This window comes from Legionella antarctica (genome assembly GCF_011764505.1).
Lineage (GTDB): Bacteria > Pseudomonadota > Gammaproteobacteria > Legionellales > Legionellaceae > Legionella > Legionella antarctica.
In genome coordinates, this window is record NZ_AP022839.1 from 587,172 (window position 1) to 600,369 (window position 13,198).

Below are 13,198 nucleotides of genomic sequence, written 5' to 3' on the forward strand. Positions count from 1 at the left end.
TTTTTTATTTCTGGGTAATAACGTGCTGGGAAATTAACTTAGGTTTACTTTGCGCATGATGTTCCGCCAATAACACCTCTTTGGGTAATTGTAATAAGACCATGGGCAATATTTCCTTAACGGTAATACCATGAGCATAAGCCTGATTGATTTGACCTAATCGTTCATGCATTTGCATTAGTAAAGAATCAGAGATGCTTATATTTTCCTCAGTGACTAAAACGACGCAGTTACCCAGACTATTACGTGCAAAGTACCAATAGGACTCCATATTAAAAGATAAGTCATCAATCATTTGTTGCAGCTCTTGGCCTGCGATAGCACAATACTCTAATTTTAATTGTTGTACTTTATAGCAAAATACCAGTCTGGGTGATTTATTTAAAAATCCAAGACAATGCACTACATCCTTTAGCTGATAACGTACTAGCCCCATGGCTGTAGTCAAAAAAATTTCATAATTCTTCCCTGTCTCTAATTCCCAGGATTGGATGATATTTTCTTTACAAATCTCTTTACCTTCTTCTATAAACTCAGCAATATGCCCCCCTGGGTGTAAGTAACCCCCTGGATTGGTATCGACGGGGACGGTCATCCAACCCTCGGTTGCAGAATAAGTGCCATCAATTACTGTAATCTTTGTTCCTAGTAATTTCTTTAACAACTGGGCAGGATATTCACAGAGTCCAGAAGTCCAGCATCCGACAAAAAGCAAAGAGGGCCATAGTTCTTTAAAAGAATGTGGGGCATTTTTAGCTAATCCACTCAAATATCTCCGACGGCTTTTGCTAATTTGAACGGGGGGTAACCATTCAGGAACAGATTGTTCACCTAATAAATAGGGCAAAAAATGGGAAAACCTATCAACACACCGCCTGTAAAAAATATCGATGACCATCGGTGTTACCGAAAAAAAGGCATTAAGATCAGAGGCTAAAGCATAAAGAGGAGCCCATTGTTCGTAGACTTCGATGTTAGTAAATACTTCATCTGGCAGGGCATAGGAACGTTTAACAAACCCAGGTAAATTACGATAATTAAAATTACTTACCCATCCCAGAGGAATACCTGCAGGAGTTGTTTTTGTTGGATTTATGGCTACTAAATAAACTAATTTTTTTTCAAAAAACTCTGGGAAAAGTTGCGTAATACCATAAATAAAAGGAGGCATGGTGCGCTGAAACTGCTTTTGAAAAGATCGGGTAATAGGAAAAAATTTTCTAACACCCGAAGTTCCAGAGGTCTCAGACCAAAAAATTATTTGTTCCCCATTTAATGGTTGAGTCTGGTTTTCCTGAGCGAGCAAAAAACTTTTTTCGTAATCTTGATATGTAGTGATAGCAAAATTATTTAAACTCTCGTAATGCAGTTCTTTAAGTATTGGCGGCCAATAAACAGATTTTTTCAGTAAGGGTAAAATTTCACGTTGCCATAGTCTTTCACGGGCTATTTCGGGATATTTGGTGTCCTCAAGAAAGGCTTTGTACTTCTTTTTTGTTATAGCCTCTATAAGTATTCTTTTCCAATTCATTATTTAATATCTCAACACTTAGGTATTTTAGTTGGTAACATGGAAAACATAATATTTTCTTCATAAAAAGCAACCAATTGTTCTGCCATAGACTCTTGTAATAGATTGTCTATGTTTGAAGTCGCCTGTAATTTATTAAGAATTAATTGAATTGCCAAAGTAATCCAATCCGAATTCCGAAATAATTTAGACAACCGCTCTCGATTATAATGCCAAAAGTGTAAACAGCAACTTGCTGCAAAAATCCAACAATAGCGCTCTGCCAAACGAAAAGCGGTTAAACTGCGTGGTTCGAATAGTTTCTGCTCTTTCAAATACAGTACTTGCTTATCCAGTTTCTCAATTTCCGCTTGAATTGCAGTAATTAACGGATTAATGGATTCACATTTCAGGTATGCCAGACTGCCGAAAATATCATCTTCAGAATGGGTAAATAATCCCAATCCTGTTCCAGAAAACTCAGGGCAATCTATACTAAGATTAAAAATTTGCTCTATTTGAGGCAAACTATCTATTGAAAAAGTGGCACGCATTCCTACTTGTGGCAATAAATTGCCTGAAATTAACGATAAATTTACCTGGCTGCTGCCATCAAATAAACCTACTACTTGAACATCGCGCTTGATTTTTTGAAACATGGCCCATTCAGTAGTGCGAAGATAACCACGAGCACCCATAACGATCCCACATTGTTCGACAATATTTTCGCAGATTGTGGGAATAATCGATTTAAGGATCGCTGACCAGAAACTCAATTTTTGAGGCATTATGGAGCATGCTCGAATCATGGCTAAAGTAGTACAGTCAGCAATCAATAATTGCGTAAACTGCTCACCCAAACGTTGTTTTACCACAGGAATATTATAAGCAGTATTACCATATAATTGTCGTTGCAAACTAAAAGAAAGCGCCATACGCAACGCAGTGTCCGTACAACTAATAGCAAAACCAGCACATAACGCTCGTGATACTTGTAATGTTTTATAGGCGATTTCCAAACCACGTTTTTCTTCACCAATCAGGGCCTCAGCAGGCAAAAAAACATCTTTTAAAGTAAAACCGCTAATATCCAAACCTCTTACACCATACGTCTTAAGTTTAGGAATGGGAGTCAACCCAGTTATCCGAGACTTGTCCAGGGTGAATACGGAAAAACCTAAAGGACCTCCCTTAGGATGAGTCCGGCATACAATCGTTGCAAAATCACTCAAAGTTGCAAAATTAATGCACCATTTTTTACCTGATAACTGCCACCCGTTATTGTAGGGCTTAGCGTTTACTTCATTAGCAGCTACATCCGAACCATGTTCTTCTTCAGTTAAGGCAAATGCGCCGATTTCCCCCCTGCGTAAACAGTCAGCCATTTGTTGTTTCTGCTTCGAGTTTCCTGCAATCCAAACGGGAAGAGTGGCAAGATAGGATATGCCTAAAGCAATGGCTGTAGTCAAATCACGTCGGCCTATTGCTCTGGTTATAAAAACAAGCTCATTCAACGAATTAAGTTTTCCACCCAACACTTGAGGAATTAAATACTCCATAAAGCCCCATTGCTGAATAAATTTGATCTGTGGCCATGCAAGTGAATCTTGCTCATCGCAGCGCAAGCTTTCTTTAAAACTCATCGGTGTTTCTTGAGTTGCAGGATTTCCTAAATAAGCCTCAAAAGAACCAGTTAGTTGCAGCAAATCATTATAGGACGGCATTATAACCCTTAAACGATAGAATGTTTCGCGGTCGGTAAATTATCCATTTTACGGTACATATATTCCAAATGCTGAGCTAGGCGCCCACGCATTTGTTGTATTTTAATAATTTCATCAATTAATCCCGAAGAGTATGCGTCTGCCAAAGATTCATCAATACATGAAGAGTCATTTGCTGTCTTTGATTCTATCTCAGCAGATACTTGCCTATCCGAACTTTGCACTTTTTTAGTGGTTTCTTTCCCCATAACACCCAGACTTGCTGTTTCTAAAGCTAAGACTAAATCACCTTGTTGTGACGTAGTTTGCATCATTAAAAAAGCAGCTGCCCCATAACATTTACGAACAATGACACTAAGCCGTGGAACTCGAGTTTGCATAGCAGCACATAAGCGAGCTCCATGCTGTAATAAGCCTTTTTGTTCTTCTCGTTTTCCGGGCATAAAACCAGGAACATCAATTAAAGTTAGGATAGGGATAGAATAAGCATCGCAAATGCGTATAAATTTAGCTGCTTTTTGTGCCGCTTCTGAGTCAATAGCGCCACTAACTCGAGTGCTTTGATTAGCTACTATACCTACTGCATAACCATGGATGTGTACAAAGGCACAAATCATGGCCTGTCCATATGCAACTTTGTATTGCCAGACATCGGAATTATCCACAATACCCTTAATCAACTCGAGCATATTGAATGGTAATCTGGGGTTTACCGGTATCTCAGGTAAAGCATGCAAAGGCTCTTGCACAGGATGTAGTGGAGGTTTTTCACCTTGATGCGCTGGAAAAAAGCCCAGCATTGATTTTACATGGTTAATTTGTGCTGCCATGCTGTCATTCACAAAATCTGCAATACCCGTAGTAGTGGCATGCATGGTGGTGCCGCCTAATTCACTCATGGTCACCTTTTCACCTATAGCCTGTTGAACCACCATAGGACTGGTGACCATAAGGTAACTACGATGTTTATTAAAAAATAATAAATCCATCAATACTGCTGAATAGGCTGGAGCTCCTAACGTAGGAGCAGTAATTAGTCCAAATTGGGGAATAAATCCTGATAAACTAATGTTGCGCGCAATGATTTGGGTGTATTCATCACCACTTAACATATTTTCTTCCAGGGAAATACCCGGAGATGCTAAAAATGCAATAATCGGGATGCGTAACTCCCTGGCTCTATCCATTAAACGCAGGATTTTTCTGGCGCCTTGGGTCGTTACATAACCTCGATTAATTGCGGTATTGTGCGCATAAATTGCCACAGGTCTTTTATTGACCTTAGCTAAACCGCTAATAATTTCAGCGCCAAATTGCAGCTGCGGTTGATTTTCTGGAGAATATTCGGCGAGTAAAGGTAGAAAACTATGCTCATCAATAAGACTTTCTATCCATTTCATTGTGCTTTTATCGATAGATAATGAAGACAAAATATTCTCTTTTTTTTTGAACAAGGAATATGGTAAAATATACACCCTGACCCTAACAAGGTCAATTTCAAGAGTTGTTTTAGCAAAACTAATGATCTAACCGAGAGGCGTGAAAATGCCGTACTGAACGAAGATGTTTTGCGCCAGGTGCTGTGTTAATTGGTCTTCCTGCATTTCTCCAGGCTCTCCTTATGCAAAAAAAGCAACCTATGGACATTTTACAGCCCAATATACGTTTCAACATTCTCGCAGCTTCTAGAATAGTACCCAACTCGAACTCTATTACAAATTTCGAGATTCTGAAAAACTTTCCAAGAACATCAGAACATACAGACGTTTTTTTAGAAAAATTTGCCGAGAAAATAAGCGAAGAATTTGGTTTTAACACGCGCTATTGGTGTCATAAACCTTGGGAATCGTTGGAAGCATCAAAGGACTTTACTGCCGAATCTTTAGCTATTTCTGCCGTGCAAAAATTATTGGCAAACCCGAACTCTAAACCCCCTCAAGCTTTTTTACTTGGTTCTACTACCAATAAACGCTTCACGGGTTCACAGGCTGCTGCTGTTTTAGGCGAATTAGGAATAGATGCTCCCGCTTACGATTTAAAAACTGGTTGCTCCACTTCACTGTCTACCCTGCATATGGCCTATGCTTTGATGGCTTTAGGTTATGGGAATGTCCTGGTAAGCTGTGCTGAGACTTTATCGAAAGTTATTGATCCTGAAAATGAAAAAACCTGGATAGGATTAGCTGATGGCGCAGCTGCGTTACTTTTGGAATACCATACAGCGGGTTCATTTACTGTAGAAAAAACTTTTTTTTCTACAGATGGTCAATACGTTGATGCCTTCACAACTCATGGCATTTTCCCACCGACTCATGAGCAAATCAGTAGCGTGGGTTATCATTTAATCGGTGATGAAACCCTGATGAAAGAGCTCGCTTACATCAAATACAAACACATGTTAACCCATTTATTACCTAATGAAGAAGAAAGAAACGCCATTACCTGGGTTATCCCACATCAAGTCAATCGTAAGTTAACGGATCAAGTGCTTCAAGAAAATCAGATAAACAATAAAACGATTATTTGGGATGCGGACCGCATCGGTAATATTGGGGGAGCTTCAGTCCTCTACTCATTAGCCAGAGCGGTAGAAGAAAAGATTTTTGACCGTCCTGGAAAAATACTCTTAATGAGTGTGGGCGGTGGCCTTTCTTATGCGGGGCAAGTTCTTCAATTTCACCAGTAAGATTAGGAGGTAATGATGCACGCAGAGATCCATAATTGCCCATCATTGGTTGATGTAGTTCAACTTCGCGCCTTAGAAAGTCCTCAAAAAGTATGTTGTCTTTTCGTAAATAAAGAGTCAGAAAACAAAATGACTTATGCTCAATTGGATCAATATGCCAGAGCTACTGCAGCACAATTAAAAGCCCAGGGCGTACAAACTGGAGACCGCGTTCTATTATTGTTTTCACCTGGATTGCCACTCATACAGGCATTTTTTGGCTGCTTATATGCAGGTTGTATTGCCGTGCCAATTTACCCGCCAGCCCAGGAAAAACTATTAGAAAAAGCACATCGTATTATTGCTAACTCAAAACCGGTAATCGCTTTTATGAGTGCCGAGCATGTGCTGAAATTTGCTACCAACGATAAGCTTGGTTCGCCGTATTTTAATGATCTCCCTTGTTTGGCAATAGAAACTATAGAATTAGCCATGAGCGTCCTTTGGCAATCAGCGAATATCAGCAAAAATGATGTCGCTTTTCTCCAATACACTTCAGGATCTACCATGCACCCCAAAGGCGTGATGATAAGTCATCATAATCTGATGGATAACATGGATAAAATTTACAATGCTTACGCCATGAATGAAGAAACAATTATCTTTAGTTGGTTGCCGCCACATCATGACATGGGATTAATTGGCTGTATCCTGACACCTATTTATGCTGGTATCCCAACGGTTATGATGTCCCCCTTTTCCTTTTTACAAAATCCGCTTTCCTGGTTACAAAATATTAGTAAATACAAAGCAACTATTAGCGGCAGCCCTAATTTTGCCTATGATTACTGTGTAAAAAGAATCAGAGAAGAGAAAAAACAAGGACTGGATTTAAGCTCTTGGCGTATTGCGTCAAATGGTGCCGAACCTATTCGTAAAGAAACTTTGGAAAAATTTTACCAGGCATTTAAGGATTATGGATTTTGTAAGGAAGCATTTTATCCTTGTTATGGATTAGCTGAGGCTACGTTACTGGTTACAGGGAGTACACCAGGAACTCAATATCGAACGCTTAACATAGCCAAAGAACACTATCAGGATCATCGAGTGCATTTTGCTGAGGCCAACAGCCCCCATAGTCATAATTTAGTTAGTTGCGGTCGATTAATACAAACTGTGAAAATCGTCGATCCTGACAGTTTCACTCTTTGTGAGCATGACCAGGTAGGTGAGATTTGGGTGAATAGCAATAGTGTCTCTCATGGATACTGGAATCAAGAGGAAGAAACCAAACATGCATTCAACGTGAAAATAGCAGGCAAAACATCATCTCAACGGTATCTGAGAACAGGCGACCTGGGATTCATTCATGAAAAAGAGTTGTACGTTACCGGTCGAATAAAAGATTTGATTATTCTCTACGGAAAAAATCATTATCCTCAAGATATAGAATACTCAATCTTACACGCGCCAATTCATACTCAATTAGGAAAATGTGCTGCTTTTATCATGCAAGTGGATCAGGAATATCAGCTGGTAGTGATGTGTGAAGTAAAGAATCGTTTTATGAAGCCTGACGAACAAGAGGTTTTATTCAATGAAATTTTTGAGTTAGTTTATCACTCCCATCAATTGGATATTCATCGGATTGTTCTTGTACCACTTAAAGTGATGCCTCACACTACCAGTGGAAAAATCCGCCGGAATTTTTGTCGTAAATACTTGTTAGATAAGTCACTTCCTATAGTTGCAACTTGGCAATTGACTAAGATTGAGGAAAGATGATGCAACTCTTATCACCTCGCTTTGCTACAAATACCGCATTAAGCAGTGCAGATCAGAATCTTAGTTTTGCACAATTAGACGATGCTATAGAACAGATGTCTCAACAACTAAAAAAACTTCCTGAAGGGATCCTGATTTTAAAAGCAGCGGCTACTCCACTATTTGTAATCCAGCTTTTAGCAGCGTTTAATATTGAAAAACCTGTTGCCCTAAGTTCAGAACAGGATCTGGAACAAAGAAAGCTTCTTTTAGGCACATGCATGACCGTAAATTTCAAAGGTGAATTAATAAATCTGTATGAAAACAGCAACATGAATCATCATCCCCAATTAGCACTGGTTCTTTTTACTTCAGGCACTACCGGACAGGTTAAGGCAGTACAATTATCTGCACAGAATATTTTAGTTAATTGCCATTCTGTGATGAAGGCATTAGAATTCTCCAGGGTGCAAAATCAACTATTATTTTTACCATTGACTTACTCCTTTGGTTTGCTCGGTCAATTACTTCCAGGCTTAGTGGCAGGAATCACAACAAAACTTATCTCCCAATTTACAGACATTAAAATGCTTTTGGAAACAGGAGAAATCCCCCAAATGTGGAGTGGTGTGCCTTCGCACTGGGTAGCTATCAGCAGAATGGCTAGCTTTTATCCAGAAAGCGCGGCTCAAATCACTGCAATTATTTCTGCTGGCGCACCGTTAGTCACCCCTTTACGTGCCAGCTTAAAACAAACTTTTCCTAATGCCGTACTGTATAACAATTACGGTTTAACTGAAGCTTCCCCTAGGGTCCTCACTTACTCCAGCAAAGATCCTTTATTTTTTGATGAATATGCCGGATATCCTGTAGGCGATTGGCAAATTAAGCTCTCAGAAAATAATGAGTTACTTCTCAAAGGCAAACAGGTGATGCTGGGCTATCTTGGTGAGGAATCACTGACGCGAATACAAGACGGGTGGTTGCATACAGGTGATCAAGCAGAAGTGTTGCCCTCTGGACTGGTCGCAATTAAAGGAAGGCAGGATACATTAGTCAATATAGCTGGCGAAAAAGTAAACTTGACGGAAATAGAGCAGAAATTTTGCCAAATTGACGGCATTAAAGAAATGATTATTTTACCCTTAAAAGATAAACTTTATGGTGTGCGTCTGCTGGTGTGCCTGGAACAAGATCCCCTTACTGCTGTACAAACAGAGCAGGAGCTTGCTGAGCAGTTGCGAATGCATCTTTTACCTAAAAAATTACCCATTCGCGTCCAGTTTTTCGAAGAACTTCCTCGCACTCAACATGGAAAACCAGACCGAAAAACCCTGCTTTTAAATTATAAGGATAAAGACCATGCTTCTTGAACGAATTCAACAAACGATAGGAAGGATTGGGCTTACCGACTTTCCTCAAGATGTTCATGCACAACTGGAACAGGGAGGTTTGGACAGTTTGATGCTTGCCTTATTAATTATCGAACTTGAACGGGAGTTCAAGATCAAAATCCCGGTGATGCCTTTAGTAAAAAAACACTATGAATCGGTAGCAACCATAGAAAAATACTTAATTGATTTGGGAGCAAAATGAATATCCTCATCACGGGCGGCTCTTCAGATATAGCTCAAGCTATAGCCAAGCGACGGCTGCAGCTCGGAGATAAAGTCACGATTACCAGTTCTAATGAAGACAGTCTAAAACAAACATTGGCTCGTTACTCACAACAAAACCTGCCGGTTACAGGTTTTGTATACAATTTTTCTAATCCAGAAACCTCCCAAGATCGACTACAACAATTAGTGCAGGAGCCCTTGGATGGGATCGTTCTTAATGCATTTACCCGAGTGAGCCAATTACGCAAATTACACGCGCTATCTTATCCTGAGCTGCGTACTTACATTGATAATAATTTACACGGCAATATTTGGCTCATCCACCAATTATTACCTGCTCTATTAGGAAATAAATTCGGACGTTTGGTTCTAATTTCGAGCCTTTCATCAATTACTGGAACCAGTCGTTACAGCGCTTATTGCGCTACTAAAGCAGCATTAGAAGGATTGTTTTTAAATTTGGCCGTTGACTACAGTGCTCATAATATCTTGTCTAATATTCTCCGTGTCGGGTTGATTAAAACCTCCAGAACTAAACAGTTTTGGTCCAACTCTACTTATCGAGATAAAATGGCTCAAATTATCCCCCAAGGTATGATGGGGGAGGCAGCGCAGGTTGCAGAAGCAATGGATCCCTTGCTGTCCCCCACCACATTCATGACTGGTTCAGTAATTACAGTAAGCGGTGGTTTACCCCTTATGCGCTCTGAAGGACTTTTATCATGAATTTCCTGTATGCGGAAAAAAATATTTATTTGAAAGGTCCATATGCTGCACTTCCAGATAAAGTGATGAACAATCAAGGTGTTCTGGATTGGATGGGCAGCACCCAAAATCCCGCCATAATCAGTTTTTCAACGGGTATTAGAAATCGACATTGGGTGAATGAAGATCAGGCTTGTAGTGATCTGGCTGTGCTTGCAGCAGAAAAATTGTTTGCTGAGAAGCCTCTAGAAAAAAACAGGATAAATCAAATTATTCTGGCTACAATCTCGGGGGACTATGTTTCGCCACCAACCAGTCCTTTTGTTCAATATCGACTGGGTTTGCAAAACACCGGGGCATTTGATGTAGGGGCTGCTTGTGCGGGTTTTGTTGTGGGATTACATACCAGCGCTGCCATCAATCAAGCCAGTATGGGGTCTGTGTTACTAATAGCTAGTGAAGTACGCTCAAAATTTTTAAATAAAAATAATTTCGCAACCAGCGTGTTATTTGGTGATGGAGCGGCAGCTTGTATTGTTTCCGCAGATAAAGAAAATGCGGAATTTCGTTTTATCGCCTCAGCATTATTTGCTGATGGTGAAGTCAGTGACACGGTATCAACGCCTGCTGGAGGCTCACGGCTACCTGCTGCACAGTGCATGCTCCCTGAGCAATTTTATATTACTATTAAAGAAAACACGGCCCTTTTTGTCAAAGCAGTGCACGGTATGGTATATGGTGCTGAAGATTTTCTTAAAAAATTAGAACTAACAGTTGCTGATATCCAATGGCTGGTACCTCATCAAGGTAATAAAAACTTGGTTTTGTCGGTTGCCAGCGGTTCCCGCTACCAGTTTCTCCCCACCGATAGGTAATAGAATATTCCCTATCTATTCCTCATGGGCAGCAACAAGCAATTCACAAATCATCTGATTGCAAAACAAGCACTAATCGTTATCAAAACTCAAAAACTCATTTAAAACCAAAACAATAGCCGTGTTCAAAAATAAGATGCTATGAGGTATTAATGGGATTAAGTTTGATTTTCTCCTGCCCATGAATAATTGCGTTAAATAAATCATTCCAATTATCAACAAAATATTCACTGAATAGGCGTTTCATTTTATCCCAGAGACCAATTTTTGATTGGCGCATTTTTAGTGCTTTTTGGAACATATTACAACAAAGCTCCTGAACCTGATCAACAAAGAAAGCGAGCATCATCAATAAGGCTAGCATGGTCGAGAGATTTTTATATCCATGTCCAAAATTATGACCAAAGTGGTAGTTTAGGTTTTTGAGTGTATTAAATATGGGATTTTCTATTTTCCAGTTCGCACGTCCTCCTCGCATAATGTCATAAGCATTGTTATTGGTAATCGTTATGTCAGTGACCCAGCTAAAATGTTGCTTGCCACCCTTTTTATTTGTTTCCCAGTACTCCATGAAATTTACTTTAAAATCATAATGGCTTGTATTGAGTGGTGCGCCATTAATATAACGGTAACTGTGCGTCACCCCGTCTTCTGTTTTGTGCTCATAAGTAATACACTCATGTTCGTTGAGCCATTTAAATAGTGCTTTGTGATCCCCTTCTTTAGCACCCGTTATGAACTGCATATCCAGGTTTTTAAGCTCATTGAGGTGAGGGTAATTTGAAGCCAAGCTGTCTTCAACGACAATGACTTTTAAGTGTGGGTGTTCTCGTTTCAAATCCCTATATAACCGTTTGGAAGCGTTGCGTTCACAGTCGTTTTTAGTATCGCCATCTTCTTTCATGATAAGTTCTGGTACAAATGGAATAACCACTTTTTTATCCGGGTGAACTATGGCTGCGCAATACATATTGTGGTAATACGAGACCTTCTCGTCAGGAAATCGAGCATAATGATAGGATTTGATGGCCAGCTCTATTTCCGCCTTAACTTCTTTTGATAATTCCTTATACATTTTTTTATCATGCAGCAATGTAGGCAAACTATCGATATCTTTAATTGGAATCAAAGTAATTTTTTTGTGGTCATCTATATACCATAATGCAAAATATGTTCGTAGTGGATTAGCTAAAATATAACTACGTGCTTTCAGAGATAGGTCGGTAATAGATTGCTTTGTGGTTAAAACTACAGATAATTTGTGATCATGCTTAATACAACATTGGTCGCAATGAATTACATTGGATGCAAAAAATCCAGTTCCATCCCCAGCCAGTAAATAACGACCGTTTAGGTAACGATAAGATTCCAGGGATTTCCCTCTTTGAAGAAAGGCAAATAACCGCTTATAGACTTTACGCAGAGTAGATGGGGCTCCTTCATCCAATCGCTCGCGCATGTACGTATCACTAGGGATCTGTTCAATGCCATAAAGAGTTCCTAAATTATGTTGAACTTGGGGATCCAGTCGGTGACTCCTATCAAATTGGAGTAATGAAGGGTACTTGAGATTAAACATCGCAAAGGCAGACATCAAACAATCCGTCAACGAAATAACATTTTTCCCTGGCGCAGCATCACGGGGAGATTTGATTTTCTGAAACTCTTTACGAACTACAGTGATCAACCCAACTGCAGACAAAAATTTTCTTATTGGTAACATCTTTGGACATTCTATCATTCAGTTTTAAATTAAAGATAAAATAGCAAAAAAGTTTACGAAATAAAATAGTTGGGATGCAGTACTGGCGCACTGTTGAGTAGGTTACGGGAACTGCTGGTCGGTTGCCAAACAACTGGGTTTTCCTAAGGAGCAGGTAATTAAAACAGTAGAAGAAACTGGAAATACTTCGGGATCAAGTGTTGGTATTGCTCTGGATTACCTAAGAGAACATGCTGAAATTAAATCAAAGGACAAGGTGCTTCTTGTTGCGGCAGGTGGTGGTGGTATTGCTGCGTGCGCACTACTGGAAGTACTTTAATATGCTTGAAGGTTGGAGAGGTCCAGGGGCATGTAATTATGTCTCAAGCAGTTTGCAACTTTAGGCGTGCGCAATATAATAAACAGCTTACTGCTGTGTAAAATCCAACAAATCTTTATAGGTATGAAAATTCATCGCATCTTCTTCACTCACAGTCAAGTTATACTCTTCACTTAGAATGGCTAACAACTCTCGCTGCCAGCCAAGGAAGCGAGGAACGAGCGAGGCTGGTAGTCCCTGGTAGCCTTAGAGCCGGATGTTTTGCCGCAGGCAAAATATAAGGCATCCGAAAAG

Annotated in this window: 10 protein-coding genes and 1 pseudogene; 7 read left to right on the forward strand and 4 right to left on the reverse strand. The window is 39.8% G+C overall.

The features are described 5' to 3' along the window. Positions 1 to 4 precede the first annotated feature (4 nt). Genes HRS36_RS02985 through HRS36_RS02995 form a run of 3 tightly spaced genes read right to left on the reverse strand, consistent with a single transcriptional unit; the run spans position 5 to position 4,664 of the window. Positions 5 to 1,531, reverse strand: a complete 1,527-nt coding sequence (locus tag HRS36_RS02985) for a GH3 family acyl-acid amido synthetase (protein WP_173236186.1) — start codon at positions 1,529 to 1,531, stop codon at positions 5 to 7. An 11-nt stretch (positions 1,532 to 1,542) separates the two neighbouring features. Further along, a complete protein-coding gene (locus HRS36_RS02990) occupies positions 1,543 to 3,234 on the reverse strand; it encodes an acyl-CoA dehydrogenase family protein (protein WP_173236187.1) in 1,692 nt (563 codons plus the stop codon). Positions 3,235 to 3,242: 8 nt separating this feature from the next. Next, a complete protein-coding gene (locus HRS36_RS02995; protein ID WP_173236188.1) occupies positions 3,243 to 4,664 on the reverse strand; it encodes an acyl-CoA carboxylase subunit beta in 1,422 nt (473 codons plus the stop codon). A 209-nt stretch (positions 4,665 to 4,873) separates the two neighbouring features. Between HRS36_RS02995 and HRS36_RS03000 the strand changes: the two genes are divergently transcribed. From HRS36_RS03000 to HRS36_RS03025, 6 genes are read left to right on the forward strand one after another with little or no spacing between them, the layout of a single operon-like run. Next, the gene (locus HRS36_RS03000) at positions 4,874 to 5,920 is read left to right on the forward strand and encodes a 3-oxoacyl-ACP synthase III family protein (protein ID WP_173238430.1); all 1,047 of its coding nucleotides are present in this window, start codon (positions 4,874 to 4,876) and stop codon (positions 5,918 to 5,920) included. A 15-nt stretch (positions 5,921 to 5,935) separates the two neighbouring features. Next, entirely contained in the window at positions 5,936 to 7,684 is a 1,749-nt protein-coding gene (locus HRS36_RS03005; protein WP_173238431.1) for a fatty acyl-AMP ligase, read from the forward strand. Next, positions 7,684 to 9,036 (forward strand): class I adenylate-forming enzyme family protein, encoded by a 1,353-nt coding sequence (locus HRS36_RS03010; protein ID WP_173238432.1) that lies wholly within the window; start codon positions 7,684 to 7,686, stop codon positions 9,034 to 9,036. The genes HRS36_RS03005 and HRS36_RS03010 overlap by 1 nt, the downstream gene beginning before the upstream one ends. After that, positions 9,026 to 9,259 (forward strand): acyl carrier protein, encoded by a 234-nt coding sequence (locus tag HRS36_RS03015; protein ID WP_173236189.1) that lies wholly within the window; start codon positions 9,026 to 9,028, stop codon positions 9,257 to 9,259. The genes HRS36_RS03010 and HRS36_RS03015 overlap by 11 nt, the downstream gene beginning before the upstream one ends. Beyond that, entirely contained in the window at positions 9,256 to 10,008 is a 753-nt protein-coding gene (locus HRS36_RS03020; RefSeq protein WP_173236190.1) for an SDR family NAD(P)-dependent oxidoreductase, read from the forward strand. Before HRS36_RS03015 ends, HRS36_RS03020 begins: the two co-directional genes overlap by 4 nt. After that, positions 10,005 to 10,862 (forward strand): 3-oxoacyl-ACP synthase III family protein, encoded by an 858-nt coding sequence (locus HRS36_RS03025; protein ID WP_173236191.1) that lies wholly within the window; start codon positions 10,005 to 10,007, stop codon positions 10,860 to 10,862. The genes HRS36_RS03020 and HRS36_RS03025 overlap by 4 nt, the downstream gene beginning before the upstream one ends. Positions 10,863 to 11,001: 139 nt before the next feature. On the opposite strand, the gene HRS36_RS03030 is transcribed toward HRS36_RS03025, so the two are convergent. Further along, on the reverse strand, positions 11,002 to 12,585 hold the full coding sequence (locus HRS36_RS03030) for a hypothetical protein (protein ID WP_173235428.1): 1,584 nt from the start codon (positions 12,583 to 12,585) through the stop codon (positions 11,002 to 11,004). A gap of 118 nt (positions 12,586 to 12,703) precedes the next feature. Between HRS36_RS03030 and HRS36_RS03035 the strand changes: the two are divergent. Then, a pseudogene (locus HRS36_RS03035) lies at positions 12,704 to 12,904 on the forward strand (3-oxoacyl-[acyl-carrier-protein] synthase III C-terminal domain-containing protein); the annotation flags it as partial. Between the last annotated feature and the right edge of the window lie 294 nt (positions 12,905 to 13,198).